At 65.7% G+C, this 18402-nt stretch carries 26 protein-coding genes; 14 read left to right on the top strand and 12 right to left on the bottom strand.

Going from position 1 to position 18402, the window contains the following annotated elements:
• Positions 1-5 precede the first annotated feature (5 nt).
• Positions 6-308 (bottom strand): hypothetical protein, encoded by a 303-nt coding sequence (locus PTQ19_RS01050; protein ID WP_274368116.1) that lies wholly within the window; start codon positions 306-308, stop codon positions 6-8.
• A 244-nt stretch (positions 309-552) separates the two neighbouring features.
• Between PTQ19_RS01050 and PTQ19_RS01045 the strand changes: the two genes are divergently transcribed.
• Both PTQ19_RS01045 and PTQ19_RS01040 read left to right on the top strand, forming a co-directional pair.
• Entirely contained in the window at positions 553-903 is a 351-nt protein-coding gene (locus PTQ19_RS01045) for a nucleotide pyrophosphohydrolase (RefSeq protein WP_206821261.1), read from the top strand.
• Complete coding sequence (locus tag PTQ19_RS01040) at positions 884-1453, top strand: histidine phosphatase family protein (RefSeq protein ID WP_274368115.1); 570 nt, start codon at positions 884-886, stop codon at positions 1451-1453. The genes PTQ19_RS01045 and PTQ19_RS01040 overlap by 20 nt, the downstream gene beginning before the upstream one ends.
• Before the next feature lie 198 nt (positions 1454-1651).
• Here the strand turns inward: PTQ19_RS01040 and PTQ19_RS01035 are convergent, their stop codons facing one another.
• Positions 1652-2089, bottom strand: coding sequence for a hypothetical protein (locus PTQ19_RS01035; protein WP_206821263.1), 438 nt, complete (start codon positions 2087-2089; stop codon positions 1652-1654).
• 180 nt (positions 2090-2269) lie between these two features.
• Between PTQ19_RS01035 and PTQ19_RS01030 the strand changes: the two genes are divergently transcribed.
• The 6 genes from PTQ19_RS01030 to PTQ19_RS01005 all read left to right on the top strand — a co-directional run bounded on the left by PTQ19_RS01030 (position 2270) and on the right by PTQ19_RS01005 (position 6784).
• The gene (locus PTQ19_RS01030; protein ID WP_274368114.1) at positions 2270-2761 is read left to right on the top strand and encodes a GrpB family protein; all 492 of its coding nucleotides are present in this window, start codon (positions 2270-2272) and stop codon (positions 2759-2761) included.
• A gap of 273 nt (positions 2762-3034) precedes the next feature.
• Complete coding sequence (locus PTQ19_RS01025) at positions 3035-3595, top strand: hypothetical protein (RefSeq protein WP_274368113.1); 561 nt, start codon at positions 3035-3037, stop codon at positions 3593-3595.
• Between the two features lie 276 nt (positions 3596-3871).
• Complete coding sequence (locus tag PTQ19_RS01020) at positions 3872-4228, top strand: SdpI family protein (protein ID WP_274368112.1); 357 nt, start codon at positions 3872-3874, stop codon at positions 4226-4228.
• Between the two features lie 215 nt (positions 4229-4443).
• Positions 4444-5055, top strand: a complete 612-nt coding sequence (locus PTQ19_RS01015) for a hypothetical protein (protein ID WP_274368111.1) — start codon at positions 4444-4446, stop codon at positions 5053-5055.
• Positions 5052-5636, top strand: a complete 585-nt coding sequence (locus PTQ19_RS01010) for an RNA polymerase sigma factor (RefSeq protein WP_274368110.1) — start codon at positions 5052-5054, stop codon at positions 5634-5636. Before PTQ19_RS01015 ends, PTQ19_RS01010 begins: the two co-directional genes overlap by 4 nt.
• 116 nt (positions 5637-5752) lie before the next feature.
• On the top strand, positions 5753-6784 hold the full coding sequence (locus PTQ19_RS01005) for a 2'-5' RNA ligase family protein (protein ID WP_338000578.1): 1032 nt from the start codon (positions 5753-5755) through the stop codon (positions 6782-6784).
• A gap of 5 nt (positions 6785-6789) precedes the next feature.
• Here PTQ19_RS01005 and PTQ19_RS01000 read toward each other — a convergent pair whose 3' ends face one another.
• A complete protein-coding gene (locus tag PTQ19_RS01000; protein ID WP_274368109.1) occupies positions 6790-7335 on the bottom strand; it encodes an RNA polymerase sigma factor in 546 nt (181 codons plus the stop codon).
• A 41-nt stretch (positions 7336-7376) separates the two neighbouring features.
• Positions 7377-7979 carry a hypothetical protein gene (locus tag PTQ19_RS00995; RefSeq protein WP_274368108.1) on the bottom strand — a complete coding sequence of 201 codons (603 nt, stop codon included), beginning with the start codon at positions 7977-7979 and terminating at the stop codon, positions 7377-7379.
• Here PTQ19_RS00995 and PTQ19_RS00990 point away from each other — a divergent pair.
• A complete protein-coding gene (locus PTQ19_RS00990; RefSeq protein ID WP_274368107.1) occupies positions 7978-8913 on the top strand; it encodes an alpha/beta hydrolase in 936 nt (311 codons plus the stop codon). The two genes, PTQ19_RS00995 and PTQ19_RS00990, sit on opposite strands and share 2 nt — an antisense overlap.
• A gap of 9 nt (positions 8914-8922) precedes the next feature.
• Here PTQ19_RS00990 and PTQ19_RS00985 read toward each other — a convergent pair whose 3' ends face one another.
• Positions 8923-9807, bottom strand: a complete 885-nt coding sequence (locus PTQ19_RS00985; RefSeq protein WP_274368106.1) for an aminoglycoside phosphotransferase family protein — start codon at positions 9805-9807, stop codon at positions 8923-8925.
• A gap of 113 nt (positions 9808-9920) precedes the next feature.
• Here PTQ19_RS00985 and PTQ19_RS00980 point away from each other — a divergent pair, with 113 nt between their 5' ends.
• The gene (locus tag PTQ19_RS00980) at positions 9921-10406 is read left to right on the top strand and encodes a hypothetical protein (protein WP_274368105.1); all 486 of its coding nucleotides are present in this window, start codon (positions 9921-9923) and stop codon (positions 10404-10406) included.
• Positions 10407-10425: 19 nt separating this feature from the next.
• Here the strand turns inward: PTQ19_RS00980 and PTQ19_RS00975 are convergent, their stop codons facing one another.
• Genes PTQ19_RS00975 through PTQ19_RS00965 form a run of 3 tightly spaced genes read right to left on the bottom strand, consistent with a single transcriptional unit; the run spans position 10426 to position 12469 of the window.
• On the bottom strand, positions 10426-11118 hold the full coding sequence (locus PTQ19_RS00975; RefSeq protein ID WP_274368104.1) for a class I SAM-dependent methyltransferase: 693 nt from the start codon (positions 11116-11118) through the stop codon (positions 10426-10428).
• Positions 11118-11810, bottom strand: coding sequence for a TIGR04282 family arsenosugar biosynthesis glycosyltransferase (locus PTQ19_RS00970; RefSeq protein WP_274368103.1), 693 nt, complete (start codon positions 11808-11810; stop codon positions 11118-11120). Before PTQ19_RS00970 ends, PTQ19_RS00975 begins: the two co-directional genes overlap by 1 nt.
• Positions 11807-12469, bottom strand: a complete 663-nt coding sequence (locus tag PTQ19_RS00965) for a glycosyltransferase family 2 protein (protein WP_274368102.1) — start codon at positions 12467-12469, stop codon at positions 11807-11809. Before PTQ19_RS00965 ends, PTQ19_RS00970 begins: the two co-directional genes overlap by 4 nt.
• Positions 12470-12590: 121 nt before the next feature.
• Between PTQ19_RS00965 and PTQ19_RS00960 the strand changes: the two genes are divergently transcribed.
• Genes PTQ19_RS00960 through PTQ19_RS00950 form a run of 3 tightly spaced genes read left to right on the top strand, consistent with a single transcriptional unit; the run spans position 12591 to position 14804 of the window.
• Entirely contained in the window at positions 12591-13316 is a 726-nt protein-coding gene (locus PTQ19_RS00960; protein ID WP_274368101.1) for a response regulator transcription factor, read from the top strand.
• Entirely contained in the window at positions 13316-14446 is a 1131-nt protein-coding gene (locus PTQ19_RS00955; RefSeq protein WP_241263494.1) for a sensor histidine kinase, read from the top strand. Before PTQ19_RS00960 ends, PTQ19_RS00955 begins: the two co-directional genes overlap by 1 nt.
• A gap of 31 nt (positions 14447-14477) precedes the next feature.
• Complete coding sequence (locus tag PTQ19_RS00950) at positions 14478-14804, top strand: hypothetical protein (protein WP_206821275.1); 327 nt, start codon at positions 14478-14480, stop codon at positions 14802-14804.
• Here PTQ19_RS00950 and PTQ19_RS00945 read toward each other — a convergent pair.
• Positions 14785-15117 (bottom strand): hypothetical protein, encoded by a 333-nt coding sequence (locus tag PTQ19_RS00945; protein ID WP_179409382.1) that lies wholly within the window; start codon positions 15115-15117, stop codon positions 14785-14787. The genes PTQ19_RS00950 and PTQ19_RS00945 overlap by 20 nt on opposite strands.
• 53 nt (positions 15118-15170) lie before the next feature.
• Here PTQ19_RS00945 and PTQ19_RS00940 point away from each other — a divergent pair, with 53 nt between their 5' ends.
• Positions 15171-15866, top strand: a complete 696-nt coding sequence (locus tag PTQ19_RS00940) for a ribonuclease H (RefSeq protein ID WP_338000577.1) — start codon at positions 15171-15173, stop codon at positions 15864-15866.
• Positions 15867-15875: 9 nt separating this feature from the next.
• Here the strand turns inward: PTQ19_RS00940 and PTQ19_RS00935 are convergent, their stop codons facing one another.
• From PTQ19_RS00935 to PTQ19_RS00925, 3 genes are all read right to left on the bottom strand, one after another.
• On the bottom strand, positions 15876-16907 hold the full coding sequence (locus PTQ19_RS00935; protein ID WP_274368100.1) for a mechanosensitive ion channel family protein: 1032 nt from the start codon (positions 16905-16907) through the stop codon (positions 15876-15878).
• A 107-nt stretch (positions 16908-17014) separates the two neighbouring features.
• Positions 17015-17995: an SRPBCC family protein gene (locus PTQ19_RS00930; RefSeq protein ID WP_274368099.1), complete on the bottom strand. Its 981-nt coding sequence runs from the start codon at positions 17993-17995 to the stop codon at positions 17015-17017.
• 1 nt (position 17996) lies between these two features.
• Positions 17997-18371 (bottom strand): ArsR/SmtB family transcription factor, encoded by a 375-nt coding sequence (locus PTQ19_RS00925; RefSeq protein WP_274368098.1) that lies wholly within the window; start codon positions 18369-18371, stop codon positions 17997-17999.
• Positions 18372-18402 lie beyond the last annotated feature (31 nt).

Genomic DNA, 18402 nt, shown 5'->3' with positions numbered 1-18402 from the left:
AGAGCTCACAGAGCGGTGGCGGCGAGCGTGGCACTGAAAAGCACGACCAACATCGCAAGGATGCGCCGGGCCCCGAAATGGTCGATGAACCACGCACGTACGGGGGCAAGGAAGCTCGCTCCCGCGCCGTACAAGCCGACGGCGATACCGGCCAGTCCCACTGAGCCGGTGGCGTCGGTGACCGCGTAGAGCAGTGGGAGGAAGACAAGAGCGTAGGCTCCTCTACCGATGAGGGCGGCCCCGAAGGTTCCGAGAACTCGAGGCAATCTGAGCACGTCGATATAACGTGCCGTCCGGGTGGACTGCATGATGGGTGACTCCAAGCCAAATAGCGCGCTGTCAGCGCGCTGAAGAGAAATGATCGGTTGGGAGAGCGACGTCAGAGGTCGCCATCACCGATCAGTCACGGGAAAGAAGCACGCGCTCACTCTATCGGTGGGCCATCGGCGCTCCAGAGTTCCGATGAAAAAACGATCGTTCTCGGTGCTCCAACAGCCGACCTGAAGGCGGCGTGACGCGCTGCTAGCGTCGATAGAGACCATCGGAGGGGCAATGGATCGCTTCACGCAGTTCAGCTTGCAGATCAACGACTTTGCACGGGAACGGGGTTGGGACGCGCTACACGACTCCAAGAGTCTCGCTCTGGCGCTCGTCGGTGAGGTCGGAGAGGTCGCTGAGGTCTTGCAATGGCTCACACCCGAGGAGCAGACCCACTTGCGGGACGATTCATCGAGCCACCGGCAACAACTCCGTGAGGAACTGGCTGACGTGCTGATCTATCTGATCGAGCTTGCCGCTCACGTCGAGATAGATCTGCTCGACGCCGCTGAGGCAAAGTTGCAGCTCAATGCAAGGAAGCATCCCCTGACTGCCGCCACGTCTAATGATCCGCGCGATGAATAGCCAGCACGGCGCCCAGACGATCACTTTCGTCCGTCACGCGCTCCCTGAGGTCGACCCGCAAGCACAACCCTCCGAGTGGGCGCTCACCCAGGCTGGTGTTGAGGCTGCCACGGCATTGAAGCTTGCTCGCAGCGCGCAGTTCGTCTCTAGTCCCGAACTCAAAGCCCTGCAAACGGTCGCATTGGCAACAGGTCTGTCAGAGGACGCCGTTCTCATCGATCCGGCTTTCCGTGAAGTGGATCGCATCGAGAACGTTCACGATGGGTATCGTGCGGCACGCCGTGCATGGGTTTCCGGAGAGCTTGACCGCCGACATGACGGCTGGGAATCGCTGGAATCTGCGGCGCACCGGCTCTCAGACGGGCTGCGACGCTACGACGCACCGCACGTGATCGTCGGCACCCACGGCATGGTCTTGACCGCATGGTTGGTGTCGGCCGGAGTTGTCATGCCCGGCGGCTCTGCCGTGGCATTCTGGGAGCAGTTGCCCTTCCCCGCAGTCGTCACCGTTGGGGTGCGAGTCTCGGGTCGGGTGTCATTGACCTCCTGACCTACAGGTCCACGGTTTCGGTTCAGGTTTGCGGCGGCATCCATACGCGCAGGGCTCCGGCCATCTGGCAACGATCGTTTGCGGCAGGCGCCGTGTGACTCGTCTACCTGATCGACGGCAGCGCCGTCAGACGGTCGAAAAAGTTGCCGACGTCAAGATCCCGCGCGCGAGGGTGACTGGCGTGGCGGGCCTTGATCTTTACGGAACCCACTCGGCGGACCGGTAGTCGACGACGAGGTTCAAGACACTGCCCGCTGGTCGCGCTGACACCCAAACGGTGCGAGGATCCCAGAAGGTGCCTGATACCGACATCTGCGGGGTTGCGCCCATCTCTTCCGCGAGGGCTTCCGGGGACTGCCCCGAGGGAGGACGCACGGTGAAGGTGACCGAGCAGCCTCCGCTTCCACAGCCGATGCTGTCACCCAGAATCTCCGCCCCCTCCGGTAGCGGGACCGAGGACGCCGGTGGGACGTCGCCCCCCGTTGCCATCATGGTCAGCCACGCGACGCGTCCACCGTAGAACAATGCCAGCAGCAAGGCCGTGATGATGAGCGCGGTCCATATTGCGCGTCGACGCTTGGCTGATCTCTGGTTCGCCACCCACGCGGCCTGGTCGAAGGGCGGAGCCGATTTCATTCCGTGAGCCTACTGGCTGAGCCGCTGGGCCGATCTCGGGAACGCCCCATTCTCCGACCGGTATGAGGGCTGGTTCACGTGTGATTCTCCCACCGCGACCAACGCCCCCGGACGTTTGAAACCAAGACGACACGAGCAGCGACTCTGAGGGGGCAGGCCGCCTCATGCAACACTCATCGGATGGCATCCGACGATCGCGTGGTTCTGGTCGACGGTGGGCACGCGGAGTGGGCAAGACGAGCAGCCCGGATGTCGCTGGAGATCCTCTCAGTTCTGCCTTCTGCCTCAGTCGAGCACATTGGATCGACGGCTGTTCCTGGGCTACCGGCGAAGCCCGTCGTTGATCTCGCGGTCGGCGTAAGTGCTCGCGAGGTATCGCGTTCCGCTCACCAACTGGCGCAGCACGGTTTTGATCTTGAAGGTGAGCGCAGCCACCACGCGTGGCTGAGTTTCCCGGTTCGCTCCGCTCGTGCCTACGTAGTCCACGTGCTCGAGTTTCGGGGCGAGGAATGGACCAAGCGGGTACGGTTCCGCGATATCTTGCTCGCAGACGAGATGAGCCGAGAGAGGTATCTCGCCGTCAAGCAGGAAGCCTCAGCGCGGGCGAAGGACTGGGGTGAGTACACCAGAGCGAAGGCTTCTGTCGTGTCCGAGATTCTGCAGCGTATCTAGATCGCCTGGGAAACAACGGTCTTCAGTTGACGGCGCCTGCAGTAGTTTCTACCGCCCTCGTAGACATCGCTGGCTCACCGGAGGAGAACCGGCATGGCTAGGCCACGCGTCAAGAATCGAGTGCGTCTGTCTTCGATCGATGGCCCGTTGCTGCTGTCGCAACGGCTCTTCACTATCACGCCGCCTGCGGGATCGACACTATGCGCGCTCATCGCGCGTGGCGGCTCATACGTTGGTCTTCAGCGCCACATTGACGACGAGTATCGTCGGGGCATGGTGCGTATCAAGCGGTTGGGCAACGAAGCCGCAACAACTGGACGTTCAGCGCTGCTACTCCCGGGAGCTGACTACCCTGCACAGGCACCGCTACTGTACTGGTCCGCGGCCGCACTCGCTTCCCACGGATGGTGCGTGTGCGTGGCGGAGTGGGAAGACGGTGATGGAGACTTCGCAAATCCGTATCAGTTGATCGATCGCGCTTTCGAGGTTCACGCGGCGGAGTCTTCCACCGGGATTGATCTGGTGGTCGCCAAGTCTCTTGGCACTCTCGCATTGCCGCGCTGCGTTGACGAGGGCATCGCTGGCGTGTGGTTGACGCCTCTGCTCAACAAGCCGGAGGTCGCCTCGGCGCTGCGTGCGGCGGACCACAGGCACCTCGCGATCGGCGGGACGAAGGATCGCCACTGGATACCGGAGGCTGCGCAAGGTACGAACGCCAAGATAATCGCACTCGACGACGTCGATCATGCGCTGCTCCATGACGATTGGCGGACGTCGATGAAGCTCGATTCCGATATCGCTGCGGAAGTTGACGCGCACGTTCAAGGGGTCTAACGGAAGGCCCCGAAGTCGACGGCGGTCGAGGCGATCTGGCGCTACCGGAAACGTAGCTCTTCACATTCTGAGGGTGTAGCAGAGGGGCGGCGGCTGGTTCGCGGATAGACGTCGAGGTCTTCCAGGATGGAAGTTCATGCACCACCCATCCGCCGGAAGACCCGGCGGGCGCTCGACGGTGCGAGTCTGCTCTGGCCCAGACGGCAGCCCGGTGACGCAACCCAAGAGCAGCGATGCCGCCACAACATTCGAAGACCACGGACGGAGCTCCTCTCTATGATCATCGCCATCAGCACCGCAATCCCTCTGCTCATCGCGGGGGTCATCATGGTGTGGACTGCCTATCGGGCTTACCGTCGCGCCCTCCCTATGAACTTCTGGACAGGCATCAGGACCACAACGACACTTCGCTCCGAGGACGCTTGGAGTCACGGACACGCCGCCGCCGCGGTTCCCATTGCGATAGGTGGGTTCGGCCTCATCGCCGCGGCCGCAACCGCTGTCTTCGTCGGTGAGGACTACGCCATCGGTGCGGCCGCCGTCGGCTGTGCCTGGATCGCGATCTGGCTCGTCATCGGATCAGTGGTGGCAGGAAAGGCCGCCCGTCAGGCAGAGAACTCTCCGAGCGATTGATCGACGCTCGGACTGTCCGAACAATGTCGGGCACGCTCGGTGGACGGCCTCGGCCGCGAACAGGAGACGGGTTGCGCGCGAGAAGCGCGCCGAAGCCGTCCCCATCGAGATCACCGACGCGACCTTGCTCACAGGTCGACAATCCCCACCTCGGAAGCTCCTGCAACGTTTGCACGAATCCCGGGCATGTATTGGTAGATGCTCTAGGAGGGGTCATGACTCGTACGAATCTGGACGAAGCGCTTGATGGCATGGCAACGAGCCTGTCTGGCTCGGTGGTGTCCGAGGCCGAACGTATCGCTGACGAGACGATGCCGAAGCGACTCAGCGCCGGCAGAAATGTGCGTGGCAGATGGCTACTTCCGGCGTGTCTCGCGGGCGGGGTTTTGCTAACCGCTGGTGCGAGTACCGGGGTGATTGCAATGTCGCACTGGGCAGGAGTGAGCATGCCGCTCGGAAACGTGCGCAACACGGCACCGATTCCGGTGACGTGGGTCACTGAAGACGGTCACACGGAGAACTGTCGGGTATGGATCGAGGTGCGCAATCCCCATCGAGGCGATGACGCGACTCTGGACGACGCGATCGTCTCGCACAACTGGACAGGACTGGGGCAGCACTTATACGACACAGAACCTCCTAGGGAGGGTGACAGCGATGGCGAAAGCCGCGTCGCCCTTGGCCTGGAGCCGATCCTCCGCGCATTCGTACAACAGGCTTTTGACGACATTCACTGGCTGAGCGAGGGCCACCGTGCAGGCCCCCTTCCAGATTCGGACGCCCGAACCGTGGACGCTATGGGCATGATCTGTGGTGCTGCGGGATGAGCACGAGCAAGTCTCGCGCCACGGCCGCGGTCCGCGCGCACGCGGCCGATGTGCTGGCCTACCTGACTCGGCGCGTCGACTCACCGGAGGATGCTGCAGATTTATTGTCCGAGGTGCTCCTGATCGTATGGAAGCGGATCACAGCGCTCCCCTCCGATGACTCCGAAGTTCGTCCATGGATGTTCGGGATCGCGCGGAAGGTTCTGCTTCGTCATCATCGAACCATGCAGCGCAAGCATGCTGTGGCTGATCGACTACGAAGCATATTGACCGTCGCAGAAAGTCCCGGCTTTTCGGATCGTGATGATCATGCAGACCTTCGAGACGCCCTAATACGTCTCGAACAGGTTGATCGCGACATCATCGGCCTCGTGCACTGGGAGGGCTTCTCGCTCAAGGATGTAGGGCGGATCATGCGCATGAAGGAGGGAACGGTCCGGAGTCGCTATCACCGCGCACGCGCATCGTTGAGAACCTACCTGGCGGAACGCCCCGAGGGCACCACCTCTCCAAACGACGAACCCACAGCCGCTGCCGCTGTCGTAGAGGACCGTTCACGACAGGACCTCGTCGACAGCTGAGGGCGCAATAGTTCAGGTGCCACGCGCTGTAGAGCAATCCTCGACAGCAGTTGCTCCATGAGCGGTAGCCACGTAATGAGATCCGAGTTCTCCGGGCTGCCGAGTAGCGTCATCCCATGCGGAAACCGTTCATGAATACACCGAGGCAGCTCGAGTCTCTCGATGGGCAGCAGTACCTCGTGCTCCGTCCTACCTCAAGGCTGGCGGATCGGTACGCAACGGAACAGGGCAAGGCGTTGGGGCTAGCGGGGCTTCCGCACCCGCACAGCGGCCATGTGACGCTACGAGGCTTCTACGAGCCATCGCGCCTCAAGGAACTCAGCGCGCTCGTGCACGCCTGGGCATGTGAGCAACAGCCAATCGAGATCATCGGCCAGGCAGTCGATGCGTTCCCGGCCCCTTGGCAGATCCTCATCCTTCGGCTCGCTCGTAGCAGTTCCCTCGTCTCCGCCTACGCGACATTGACCGACATGCTGGACGCCACTAGCTTTCGTCGACTTGGTGACCTGCCCCTGGCCGACTGGACCTTCCATATGTCCATCGTTTATGGCGAAACGCAGTCGCGTGAACGCTGGAAGGCAATCGAGTCCGCACGAGTTCACGAGTTCGAACAGCCGCTGCACGAGACGGTCACCGAGGTAGAGCTTGTCTCGTACGCTCGCGGTGAGGAACACAGCGAAGTCATCCAACTCGGCCGTTTAAGCGCTCGTCGCCAACGCGCGGTGCTCGGCGAACACCGACGTTATCTTGCCCAGAACGACGGTTTTGGCGGATGCCACCAGTCGGTCAGGCCGGAGGCTCTATATGGCCGAGATCGCATGGGCAGTCTTCCACGACGAGAACTCGAACCCGTTGGCGGTCGACTATTTCGATCGGCTCCGGCCCCGCGCTTCGTATTCGTCCTTCGCGGACTACCGCTCCGCTCGCCTCCGGCAGACACAGAACGGGTCGAGACGTTCGTATGGCGTGTGATCGGGCTGATTCTCGCTGGTCCGCCGTGTAGTGCGGTAGGACGTCTGCGCCGCCGAGTAAATCGAGCCCACTGGTGTCGGACAGGCCAACTTCATTCGGGTCGACAGCAAGCGCGATTCCGATATCAGCGCCGGACAAGTGAGCTTCCGGTCGCCGGTCGAGAGACGCAGGTCTGAGCCGGTCAGAGACCGGAAACGCACTCCGGCTTCATGCCGACGTGATCGGTGTGATGCGCTGCTGCGTACTCGTTCAGTGATTCTTCGAGGCGCCGGAGCGCCCGGGCGTAACGTGTTCGCGCTGTGGACTCGTTCAAAGCGAGAAGACGCGCGGCCTCCGCCAAGCTGAACCCGTCCCAGTGAACGAGCATCACCAGTTCTCGGTATCTCTCATCGAGTGCCAGAACTGCGGTTCTGACGGCGTGGGCGCGCATCTGAGCTTCCGCAGCAGTGTCCGCTGCGTTGTCCGGAATCGCGAGGTCGCGCAGATGATCTCTAAGATCGTCAGCCAGTGCGAGGCGCTTTTGGCTGTGCCGGTAGTGCTCGCGGAGGATGTTGCGGGCGATACCGAAACACCACATCCGCGCGTCCGGGTCGACGGTGGGCACTCTCGCGCCGCCTTCCCAGAGCGCAAGGAGCACACGACCGAGCAGATCGGCGGCGTCCTCCGGCGCGTCGACGCGACGGAGGAGATAGCGCAAGAGATCATCGGCGTTCTCTGCGACGACCAACTCGACCCATTCTCTGATCTCCGGGGCAAGCGAGCGATGCATCAGCGCAGCACCCCCGTGCAGTCGGAACTGCCTCCACCGTCCAGCCCGTCCTGGCGCATCTCGGCCGGTATCTCCTCCCAGATCAAGTCCATCGCCCGGGAGAACGAGAAGTCGTCACGAACCTCTTGGCTGTCGCCCTGAATGTCATCATCTGGGCCAGGGACGAACGGGTTCGACATCGCTTCGCGATAGATGCGTTGCCCGATCCCCGACCAGTCGTGGCCCTTCACAAACTCAGCGAGCTCTTCGTCGGCTGGTGTCCGCGCAAGCGGGTCTCCGAAGTAAAGGGCGAGCCGGCAGCTGACGTCGACGCCGGTGTCTGTCGTATAGATGATCGGGATCTCCATGTCGAAGCTCACCTGGGTGCCATTGACTGCCAAGTTGAGAGGGGCGAGAGCCGCTGCACCTGTAAGTGCCAGAGCGCTGGTGATGCCCAGGGGGATGATCGTGCGGCGGCGCTTCCACCACGGCGCTCGCTCAACCGCCACCGATGCTCGTTGGGCTTGCACGCTCAGTCGCCGCACCAACTCTCGTCGGGTGGGGTCCTCGTCCTCGCGCACGGGGTCGGCTTCCTCGATCGCTGACATCAACATCTTGCTCATGGTCGCTCCGTTCCTCATCCGCCTTCACAACAGACATGGCAGGAACACTCCGAACCGTCCCAAGCGACTCTCAACCACTCTCGCAAGTTTCCAATGGACGATTTCGCATCAGCTGGCCATGAACAAGGTAGACGACGAGAACAGCGGCGACGACGGAGAAATGGGCCGCGCCGGTAATGATCGTTATCAGCTCGAGCTGCGCTCGCTTCGTGGGGCGCACCGGAAACTATCGCCGCAGGTCGGCTTCGGCAGGGAATCCGGAAGCCAGCACTACCCTGGGCGGATGCGAGTGTATGTTCATGGCGCGGGTCGTCAAGGCCGCGACGCTTGGCCTTCGACCTCTGACCAGGGGTCGCGTTTTGCGAGTCTTGACTTCACCGGGCCGATGGACGCGAACGTTGCATCCCTCGCGGCGCTCACTCCGCGCAACTCGGTCGTGTTCGCACACTCGGCTGGCGCCGTGCCCGTGTTTCTGGCCGTACAGGCGCGTCAGATAGCCGCACGTGCCCTCGTTCTCGTAGAGCCTGCGCTGTACGACGTTGCGAGGGGCGTACCTGTGATCGAAGATCACATCGATGCGATCACGCGCGCCCGAGCTCTTTCTCGGGGTGGTGACCTGTTCGGCTACTGGTCGATCGTCCGCCCGCTCATGTTCGGAGGTCCCGCTGAGCGTTCTCGGTGGGACGAAGAGCGGGAGACCGCTGAAAGATTTGAGGCGAAGCAGCCGCCATGGGGATTCGGCGTGGCAAGCTCCGCGATTGTCGGGGTGCCAACGCTTGTCATCACGGGAGGGTGGAATGCGGAGTACGAGACGATAGCGGGTGTCTTGATAGAGGAAGGCGCGACTCACGTTCAGCTACGCGGCGCCAACCACAGACCACAGGATCATTCAGGCTTCGCTGACACGGTCGAGCGGTTCCTCGCCGGCGTCTGAGCGGCAGTCCTAGCCCGCTGTCAAGTCAGCCACATCGCTCAGCACGGCGTCACGCGAGCGCCCGTACCTGGCGAGCACGTCTTCGGGGGAACTGATGAGAGCCTTCCACAGCGCCCAGGCTGCACCTCGCAGCCAGGCACCCTCAGGCAGTGTCAGCCTGTCGCGCAGTTGATCACGTTCACCGGCACTGCAACTCAACCATGCGAAGGCCAGGTCGCAAGCAGGGTCTCCAATGCACGTCTGTCCGAAGTCGATGAGCGCCGCCAACTGACCTTTGCTGTCGAACAACATGTTGCCTGGCGCGACATCGCCGTGCACCCACACTGGCGTACCTGTCCACGCCGTGGCCACTGACGCATCCCAGAGTTTCCGGCATCCGTCTGCTTCACGTCCGTTCAGAAGCGGGAGCCAACCCTGCACGTCCTCACCGACGCTACTGACGTGACAGCCGCGGTAGGCAGATGCCCTTCCCGCCCACGGGCCTCCGCCCGTGTCACAGGCCTGCAACTTCGCCAAGGCGTCGCCCAAGCTATCGATGGCGCGCTCTCGGTCGGACGCGTCAACCGCAGCCAGAGTGTGTCCGTCAATCCACTCACGCACTGACCACGGCCGGTTGAACGCCGCCGAGGGAGCCCCGGTCGCTACGACGCGGGGGATCGCCACGCTGATCCGCGAGCCGAGGGTCGCGAGGGTTTGCTCCTCCCGAACCAGGCCGGCGACGTAGCCATCAGCGCTCGGGAGACGCACGGCCATGCGGTCGCCAAGCCGGAAAGTGCGGTTGTCCCACCCCTGAGCTTCGACCGGTCGGATCGGCAGCTGCGCCCACTGAGGGAACTGCTCCGACACGAGGGACTGGACCAACGCAGAAGTGATCTCTCCGGAAGCGGCGGTCATCGCGCCAGCCTAGTCGGCGACACTCCACTGACGAGGTAGCGTCTAGTCTCAGCGCTAGGGGGTGACAAGATGCTTCGATCACGAGACCTGTATGCCGAAAAGGACGTAGCGAAGTGACCTCCTGGCGCACGTCTGTCGCCGATCGCTGGCGACGATTCCGAACACGATTCCCGACAGCCGCGGGGTTCTCGGCCGCGCTGGGCCTTGTACCTCCGGCACTGTTCTTCCTCGCTTCGCAGGCCCCGACCGATCCGCTAAGCGCACTTCAACTCACCGCTGTCTGGGCTCTGACGGCAGGAACCGTGGGAGGCACGGCGATCGCCGTGCAGCACGCATTCCGCCAGCCACGCATCGTCGCCCCGCTCTTCGCCGCAGCGATCGTGCTACTCGGCGGTGCCTCACTCTGGACAGTGCTCGGTGTGGTCGCACCCGGGTCGCACGCGCTGTATGCCATTGCAGTGATGGGGCCGTTCGTGCTCGCATTCAGCTTCATCGTGACGTTGGCGGCTGTGCTGATTCCCGCACGTCACCGACGACGGGTAGGGGTCGGGGCCATCATCATCAGTGCCGCTCTCGCGGCGCTGAGCGTTCTCCTGTAGTTACGGCACCGCCGAACCCTCATCGCCGAAGGTGCGCGAACACGCGTCCGGCATCCGCCCACACCTCGACGCACTGTAGGCCGGCACGCCGGGCGTAGCCGGGCAGTGGACGACGCCCGACCTCGTGCCAGCGGAACGGCGCGCTGGTTCTGCCGTCGGTGTCGACCAGCCGCGCCGCGAACCCACGGTCGCGGCGGCTATCGGCGTGCAGTTCAGCCAGCACCGAGCCACCAGGAGCGAGCAGTTCGGCGCAGCGGGCGAGCAATGCCACGGGATCGCCGCCGATGCCGAGGTTGCCGTCGATCAGCAGCACGGTGTCCCACTCGCCCTCGCGGGGAACGGAGTCGAACACCGAGCGCCGCAGTGCGGGCAACCCCTGCGCTGTCGCGTGTTCGACGGCCGCCGCCGACACATCGAGCCCCAGACTCAGGTGTCCCGCGACGATCGACGCGCGCATCATCCGTCCCGGCCCGCACCCGACATCGAGCACCGTGCCGTGCGCCCGCGCGATCACCGCGGCATCCGCATGGTCGGCCGCCGAGAGAAACCGCCCGAGCTCGACCGGGCGCCCACCGTCCGCGGCACCGTGCTCGATGATCTGTAGCATCCCTCCCCCACCTCGCAACGCGAGCTCGTACGGGGCGTCACCCCCGGCGCCATAGTGGGCGTCGACCACCGTCTGCTCATCGACCGGAGCGACCACGCGGCGCATCACGCGACCTCCGCCCCACGTCGCGCGACGAGACCCCCGCGCGGCGCCACGACACCATCGAGCGCGCCCTCCCGACGCAACTCCCGCAGCACCGAAGCGACGCGGCCCGCCGGATCGACCTCGCGCGCGACCACCCGCAGCGACGCGATGTCATCAATGTCGCTCAGCTCGGGCGCATCACGCACCCGCAGTCCCGCCCGCACCAGCCGATCACGCGTGTTGCGCCCCGTATCGCTGCGCGACATCGGCACGCCGCGCACCAGATCCCCCCGGCTCCTGCCGGGCAGTTCCGACAGCCCCAGCAACCAGAAGCCCCCATCCGCGGCGGGCCCGAACCAGGCATCCACGTCGCGCGGCCACTCGTTGGCCAGGCGCTGCAGCAGCACCGGATCGACCTGCGGGGTGTCCATGCCGATCAACAGCACCGGCCCACGCACCTGGTCGAGCACAGCTCCGATCCGCTCGTCGAGATCGCCCGGCACCTGCGGCACCTGCGCGAATCCCGCGATCGGGGGCAGACTGCCCTGCAGGCACAGCACCCGGCGCTCACCCACCACACGGGTGCGGGCGACCGTATCGTCCAGACACGCCTGCGCGAGCCGCGCAGCATCCGCCAGACTCAACGGAGGGTGCAGACGCGTCTTCACCCGCCCGGGCATGCACTCCTTCGCCATCACGATCAGAGTGGTCATGCGTACCTCCGCAGCATCGTCGTCATATCGCGCACGGCCTGAACCGTGCCGCGCACCGTGCCCGTCACCTTCGAACGCCCCACCCTCGGCAGGTACGGCACCGGCACCTCATCGATGCGCCAGCCCGCACGGTGCGCCCGCAACAGCAGCTCGAGCGGATACCCGCTGCGCCGATCACGCAGATCGAGTCCGATCAGGTCGGTCCGGCGCCCGGCCCGCATCGGCCCCAGGTCATGCACGTCGACGCCCATCCGTCGACGCACCCACCACAGCAGCGCCGCATTCGCGACCCGCGCGTGGGGCGGCCACGCCCCCGGCCGCGCCGGAACCCGCCGCGCGAACACCAGATCGGCATCCCCCGACCGCACGGGTCCGACCACAGCCGCCAGCTGTGCCAGGTCGAACGAGCCGTCGGCATCGCTGAACGCGACGATCGGCGCGTTGGCCGCCATCAGTCCGGCATGCACGGCCGCGCCGTACCCCCGTTGCGCCGCATGCACGACCGTCGCACCGTGCTGCTCAGCCACCGCGGCCGACCCGTCGGTCGAACCGTTGTCGACGACGATGGCGCGCCACCCGGCGGGAAGCCCCGCCAGCACACCCGGCAGCGCCTCGGCCTCATCGAGACACGGGAGCACGACATCGACGGCGATTTCCATGTTCTGACCGTAGAAAGTTGCACCCCGGCGTGGTTGCTCCATTCCTTACGAAGTGAAGAAGGGTCGCTGCGCGGGGCGCGGATGCCCTCACCCGGCGCCCTCGGCGGCCTACTCTGAGGGCATGTCCCTCCTGTCCAATGGTGAACAGGGCGTCGATCTCACCGACCGGCGCGTTCTCGTCGTGGAGGACGACGCCACCGTCGCCGAAGTGGCCGTGACCTACCTGCGCACCGCCGGACTGCTCGCCGATGTGGCATCCGACAGCTTCTCGGCACTCGCGGCCGTCGAGCGCACCCCACCCGACCTGATCGTGCTCGATCGGATGCTACCGGGCATCGACGGCGCCGAGGTGTGCCGGCGCATCCGCGCCACCTCTGCGGTGCCGATCATCATGCTCACCGCACTGGGGTCGACCGAAGACCGCATCGCCGGACTCGAAGCCGGCGCCGACGACTACCTCACCAAACCGTTCTCACCCCGTGAACTGGTGTTGCGCGTGCAATCGGTGCTGCGGCGCAGTCTCGCCCCGCACACCCCTGAGGCACCCTTCGACATCGGCCCCTTCCACCTCGACGCCTCGGCCCGGCGCGTCAGCCGCGACGGCGCCGAACTGGTGCTGTCGGCGCGCGAGTTCGATCTGCTCGCCTTTCTGCTCAAGCATCCCCGCCAGACGTTCGACCGGCAGACGCTGCTGCGCAGCGTGTGGGGGTGGGAGTTCGGTGACCTCTCGACTGTGACCGTCACCACCCGCCGGCTGCGCGAGAAGATCGAGGCCGACCCGGCGCATCCGACGCTGCTGGTCACGGTCTGGGGCGTCGGCTACCGTCTGGACATCGAGGAGACCTGATGCCACTACCCGACCTGCTCGCCATCATCGGCCTCGCTCTCGGCGCCGCCCTGCTCGTCGGAGCGCTCGGCCTGGGAGCCCTCCACCTCGCGCGTCGACGCGGGCTGATCGTACAGCTGTGCGTCGTGGTTCTCGCCGAGGCGCTCACGCTCGCGGCGGGCGTGCTGGCCGTCGCCCAGGCCATGTACATCTCGGCCCACGACTTTCTCGTCGTCGTCGTGGTGACGGTGGTCTCGACACTGATGGCGGTCGCCATCGCCCTGGTACTCGGCCTGCGCCTCTCGCGCGCCGCACACACCCTGCAGACCCTGACGCACTCGGTCGGCGACGGCGAACTGGTCACCAGCGGGGCGGCGCTGGCCGCAGGCGGCGAGCTGCAGCAGGTAGCCGACGAACTGGCCGCCACCAGCGCCCGACTCGCCGAGGCCCGCGCTCAAGTGCAGGCGATCGACGAGTCGCGCCGCGAACTGATGACCTGGATCTCGCACGACCTGCGCTCTCCGCTCAGCGGCCTGCGCGCCATGACCGAGGCGCTCGAAGACGGCCTCGCCGACGACCCCGCGCGCTTCCACCGCCAGATGCGCCTGCAGGTCGACCACCTGACCTCGCTGGTCGACAACCTCTTCGAGCTGTCGAAGATCTCGTCGGGCACGCTCGTGCTGACGCTGGAACCGCTGTCGTTGCGCGACATCGTCAGCGATATCGCCGCCGAGCTCGGACCGGTCGCGCATGCCAAGCGCATCGAGCTGGTCGAGAGCACCAGCTCTGATCATGTCGTCGTCGGCGACCCCGCCGAACTGTCTCGGGTGGTCTCGAACCTGTTGATGAACGCGATCGAGCACACCCCGCAGGGCGGGGTGATCCGCATCAGCACGGCCCGCGAGTCTGATGCAGTCACCCTCTCGGTGCACGATTCGGGCGCCGGCATCGCCGACGAAGACCTGCATCGCGTCTTCGATCCGGGCTGGCGCGGCACGCATGCGCGCACCCCGCGGCCGCCCGGCAGCGGACACACCGGGGCGGGTCTGGGCCTGGCGATCGCCCAGGGCATCGTCGAAGCGCACAACGGGCGCATCACGGCCCGCAACGAAGACATCGGATGCCGGTTCGACGTGCACCTGCCCGCATAGGCCGGCGCTGTCGGCCCGTAGGATCGTGGGCATGCCCTCTGCCGACGAGGCCACGCGCCTGCTCCGTCTCGCCCACGATGCCCGCACCCGCGGCGACGCCCTACTGCACCTGCAGATCGACATCGCCCATCTGACCGGTCAGGCCTCGTCGTGGGGTTCGGCCGACAACCGCATGCAGCGCGACGACCACGTCGGCTACTTCCTCAGCGAGGTCGAGCGCGTCGGGTGGCGGCTGGAGCACACCGGCTACGCGTTCGTCGAGAGCGGCGCCACCACCTCATCACGCATATGGGGAACCGGCGAAGGCGTGGTCAACCACGGCGGCATCGAGGCGTTCTTCACCTTCCGCGCCGTCTGAGCGGCCCAACGAGCAGCACACCGATACCGGCGACGAACAGCACGACCGCCGCGATCCGCAGCGGCAGCAGGTCGGCCGTGTACCGCGAGGTGAACGAGATCAGCCCCAGAAAGAAGCCCGCGACGACCAGCACCGCTCCGGCGAGCGGCAGCAACAGCACGGGCATCCGCTGAGCCAGCGTTCCGGCCTTCGCCGGCGGGGCGGCCGCGGCCGGCTTCGACGGCCGCACGCGCCGGAACGCCCGCGCCGCGATCACCCCGATCAGGGCGATCACGATCACGATCACCACGGCCTTCAGCGCGAATCCGGACATCCCCCGACGGTACCAAGTGCGGATGCCCGCCGCGCACGCCCTACGGTTGAAGGATGACGATCACCGCCGCGGCAGACGGCTCCGCACTCGGCAACCCCGGCCCGAACGGCTGGGCCTGGTACATCGACGACGCACGATGGGCGGCGGGCGGATCGGCGCACGGCACGAACAACCAGGGCGAACTGCGCGCCGTGCTCGAACTGCTGCGCGCAACCGCCGGCACCGATGAAGCCCTCGTGATCGAGTGCGACAGCCGGTACGTGATCGACTCGGTCACCAAGTGGATGCCCGGGTGGAAGCGCCGCGGCTGGCGCAAGTCCGATGGCGGCGCGGTGCTGAACCGCGATCTGCTCGAGGGCATCGATGAGGCCATGCGCGGGCGCGACGTGACGTTCACCTGGGTGAAGGGGCATGCCGGGCATCCGCTCAACGAGGCCGCCGACGAGCGCGCCAACGCGGCGGCGCGCGCCTATCAGAAGGGCGAGGAACCGCGCACGGGGCCCGGCTTCGCCGGCGCCGTCCCCGAACCACCCGCACCGCAGCCGGTCGCGCCGCTGCCGCCCGCATCGCAGTTCTCGGCGCCGGTGTGGGCTGAGACGACCGACCTGTTCTCGGGTTTCGACGACCCCGAGGCATCCGCTCCCGCGCAGCTCACCGTCTCACTGACCGCCGCCGAGCACGCCCGGCTGCGCGACCGCGCCGACGCACAGGGCATCTCGCTCGAAGAGGCCCTGCGACGCCTGATCTGACGCCGCGGATCAGCTCTCGACCGACACGCGTGTGCGCGGCAGCGCCTCGGGGTGCTCCTGCTGAAGCCAGGTCACCATCTGCTCGCGCACCTGGCAGCGCAGCACCCACTGGTCGTCGGAGTCCTTCGCCGACATCACCAGTCGAACAGTCACGTGGCCGCCCTGCGAGTCGGTGACCCAGCAGCTCGACGAACGACGATCCCATTCCGGCAGCGACTCGATGATCTGCTCGAACTTCGCGCGCACGTCATCGATCGGCACGCGCCAGTCGAGATCGAGGAACACCGTGCCGAGGATGGCATCCGACTTGCGGGTCCACGTCTCGATCGGCTTGGTCGTGAAGTAGCTGCACGGCACGACCAGGCGCCGCTCGTCCCAGATGTAGACGACGACGTACGACAGGTTGATCTCGCCGATCGTGCCCCACTCGCCCTCGACGACCACGACGTCGCCGACGCGGATCGTGTCGGTGAAGGCGATCTGGATGCCCGCGATGAGGTTGCCGAAGATCGACTGCGCCGCGAGGCCCGCGATGACGCTGACGATACCCGCGGATGCCAGCAGGCTGGTGCCGACCACACGCAGCGCCGGGAAGGAGAAGAGCACCGCGCCGACGGCGATCACGCCGATGACGACGAGGGTCAGCCGGTGCAGAACAATCAGCTGAGTGCGGCGGCGGCGCAGGTCGGCGCCCGAGAAGCTGACCTGCTCGCGGGCGATCAGGCCTTCGAAGCCGAACGAGACCAGCGCGGCCAGTAGCCATCCGGCCGTGACCATCGCGGCGATGAACATCACATGCGAGGCCGACCCCCACCATTCCTGACGGCCCGGTGCGGTCACGGCGCCGGCGATCCAGATGGCCAGGACGATGCAGAATGTCACCCAGGCACGGCGCACGCGGTGATCGAGGTCGCGCATCCACGGCACCCGGCGACTCAGCAGCCGTGCCACGAGCCGCAGACCCAGCACGATGGCGAAGGCGACGACGAGGGCGATACCGATGGCGACGCCGGTTCCGGTCCAGGAGGTCCAATCGATCATCCGTCCACCCTAGGTGCCCCGTTCGCAACTCCGGAAATCTCGGGGATGCACACAAGAAACCGGCCAGTTCCGGGTGGAACCGGCCGGTTTCTCCGGAGTTGTGAACGTCAGCCCGCGAGCACCTCGCGCTCAAGACGCGCGAACGACTCCTCCATGCCGTCGGCCATGCCGGTGCCGAGGATCATGTCGCGGGTGTCCTTGTCGGGATACTCGATGAGCACCGTGATCAGCGTCGCGCCGTCCTCTTCGTAGAGGTTCAGATCGTTGAGCGTCTCGGGGGCGGGCATGCCCTGCATGCGCTCGGTGGTGACCGACCGGCGCGGCGCCTCGACCAGCAGCGTCTCGCCCTCGAAGCCGAAGGGCTCGCCCTCGGTGTCGCCGACGGGGGCCCACGAGTTGCGGTAGCTCTCGCCGGGGGCGTTGCCGACGATGCACTCGGTCATCTCCCACCCGTCGGGTCCGAGCATCCACTTGCGGATCAGTTCAGGCTCGGTGTGGGCACGCCAGACCAGTTCGCGCGGCCCGTCGACCAGGCGGGTGATGCGCACGTGGGTGTCGTCGAGCAGCTCGACGCGCGTGCCCTTGCCCTGGGCGTACTCGCGCAGGTCGTGCAGCACGGCGTCGATCTGCGACATCGCCATACGCGTGCCCTCGATGGCGCCCATCTCGACGATCTGCTCGAGTGCTTCCAGCGACGGGAAGTAACTGGTGTTGTGCATGCGGGTGCCCTCGGGGGTGGAAGTGAAGGAGAACTCCATGCGCATGGCCGGCAGATCAGCATTGGGCGTGCCGTGCTCGTCACTGAAGCCGTCGAGCACCTCGAAGCGGTGGGGCTGCTCGATGGCCAGGAACTCCCAGTACCCCGAAGATGCCTCTCCGCGCGGACCGCGCATGGTGTACGTCGCGCGCCCGCCGACGTGGTGTTCCCACGAGGTGAAGGTGGCGGGCCAGCCTGGAGGGCCCCAGAAACGCTCGAGTTGAACCGGGTCGCTGTAGACGCTCCAGACACGCTCGATGGGGGCGGCGAGGTCGGCGATGACGGTCATCGTCAGGTTCTCGCGGTCGGTGAGAATCTCGGTTACAGGCATTTCACTCTCCCTGGTGCTGCTCTGGTGGATTCGTCTCTGGCGCGGGCTGCGCCAGCAGGTCGTCGAGTCTGGCGATGCGCGCCCGCCAGAGTTCTTCATAGCGGGCCAGCAGAGCCCGCGCTTTCGCGATCATCTCGGGGTTGGCGCGCACGAGGCGCTCGCGTCCCTCGGCGCGTTTGACGATGAGGCCGGCGGCTTCGAGCACCGAGACGTGCTTCTGTACGGCAGCGAACGACATGTCATAGTCGCCGGCGAGTGCTGAGACCGACTGCTCGTGTTCGATGGTGCGGCGCAGGATGTCGCGCCGTGTCGACGCCGCCAGTGCGTGAAAGACACGGTCGACCTCCGTCTCGTCGAGCTCTCGTTGTGCAACCATTTGGTTGTACGTTATGCCTCGAGAAGGAGTC

Source organism: Microbacterium esteraromaticum, assembly GCF_028747645.1.
In the GTDB taxonomy this organism is placed as follows: domain Bacteria; phylum Actinomycetota; class Actinomycetes; order Actinomycetales; family Microbacteriaceae; genus Microbacterium; species Microbacterium esteraromaticum_C.
This window is presented reverse-complemented; position numbering and strand designations above follow the sequence as displayed.

Excerpts from the sequence above, each read along its gene's own strand:
- PTQ19_RS01050 (WP_274368116.1), bottom strand. The coding sequence starts at position 308 with ATGCAGTCCACCCGGACGGCACGTTATATCGACGTGCTCAGATTGCCT.
- PTQ19_RS01045 (WP_206821261.1), top strand. The coding sequence starts at position 553 with ATGGATCGCTTCACGCAGTTCAGCTTGCAGATCAACGACTTTGCACGG.
- PTQ19_RS01040 (WP_274368115.1), top strand. The coding sequence starts at position 884 with ATGATCCGCGCGATGAATAGCCAGCACGGCGCCCAGACGATCACTTTC.
- PTQ19_RS01035 (WP_206821263.1), bottom strand. The coding sequence starts at position 2,089 with ATGAAATCGGCTCCGCCCTTCGACCAGGCCGCGTGGGTGGCGAACCAG.
- PTQ19_RS01030 (WP_274368114.1), top strand. The coding sequence starts at position 2,270 with ATGGCATCCGACGATCGCGTGGTTCTGGTCGACGGTGGGCACGCGGAG.
- PTQ19_RS01025 (WP_274368113.1), top strand. The coding sequence starts at position 3,035 with ATGGTGCGTATCAAGCGGTTGGGCAACGAAGCCGCAACAACTGGACGT.
- PTQ19_RS01020 (WP_274368112.1), top strand. The coding sequence starts at position 3,872 with ATGATCATCGCCATCAGCACCGCAATCCCTCTGCTCATCGCGGGGGTC.
- PTQ19_RS01015 (WP_274368111.1), top strand. The coding sequence starts at position 4,444 with ATGACTCGTACGAATCTGGACGAAGCGCTTGATGGCATGGCAACGAGC.
- PTQ19_RS01010 (WP_274368110.1), top strand. The coding sequence starts at position 5,052 with ATGAGCACGAGCAAGTCTCGCGCCACGGCCGCGGTCCGCGCGCACGCG.
- PTQ19_RS01005 (WP_338000578.1), top strand. The coding sequence starts at position 5,753 with ATGCGGAAACCGTTCATGAATACACCGAGGCAGCTCGAGTCTCTCGAT.
- PTQ19_RS00990 (WP_274368107.1), top strand. The coding sequence starts at position 7,978 with ATGGTCGCTCCGTTCCTCATCCGCCTTCACAACAGACATGGCAGGAAC.
- PTQ19_RS00995 (WP_274368108.1), bottom strand. The coding sequence starts at position 7,979 with ATGAGCAAGATGTTGATGTCAGCGATCGAGGAAGCCGACCCCGTGCGC.
- PTQ19_RS00985 (WP_274368106.1), bottom strand. The coding sequence starts at position 9,807 with ATGACCGCCGCTTCCGGAGAGATCACTTCTGCGTTGGTCCAGTCCCTC.
- PTQ19_RS00975 (WP_274368104.1), bottom strand. The coding sequence starts at position 11,118 with ATGCGCCGCGTGGTCGCTCCGGTCGATGAGCAGACGGTGGTCGACGCC.
- PTQ19_RS00970 (WP_274368103.1), bottom strand. The coding sequence starts at position 11,810 with ATGACCACTCTGATCGTGATGGCGAAGGAGTGCATGCCCGGGCGGGTG.
- PTQ19_RS00965 (WP_274368102.1), bottom strand. The coding sequence starts at position 12,469 with ATGGAAATCGCCGTCGATGTCGTGCTCCCGTGTCTCGATGAGGCCGAG.
- PTQ19_RS00960 (WP_274368101.1), top strand. The coding sequence starts at position 12,591 with ATGTCCCTCCTGTCCAATGGTGAACAGGGCGTCGATCTCACCGACCGG.
- PTQ19_RS00955 (WP_241263494.1), top strand. The coding sequence starts at position 13,316 with ATGCCACTACCCGACCTGCTCGCCATCATCGGCCTCGCTCTCGGCGCC.
- PTQ19_RS00950 (WP_206821275.1), top strand. The coding sequence starts at position 14,478 with ATGCCCTCTGCCGACGAGGCCACGCGCCTGCTCCGTCTCGCCCACGAT.
- PTQ19_RS00945 (WP_179409382.1), bottom strand. The coding sequence starts at position 15,117 with ATGTCCGGATTCGCGCTGAAGGCCGTGGTGATCGTGATCGTGATCGCC.
- PTQ19_RS00940 (WP_338000577.1), top strand. The coding sequence starts at position 15,171 with ATGACGATCACCGCCGCGGCAGACGGCTCCGCACTCGGCAACCCCGGC.
- PTQ19_RS00935 (WP_274368100.1), bottom strand. The coding sequence starts at position 16,907 with ATGATCGATTGGACCTCCTGGACCGGAACCGGCGTCGCCATCGGTATC.
- PTQ19_RS00930 (WP_274368099.1), bottom strand. The coding sequence starts at position 17,995 with ATGCCTGTAACCGAGATTCTCACCGACCGCGAGAACCTGACGATGACC.
- PTQ19_RS00925 (WP_274368098.1), bottom strand. The coding sequence starts at position 18,371 with ATGGTTGCACAACGAGAGCTCGACGAGACGGAGGTCGACCGTGTCTTT.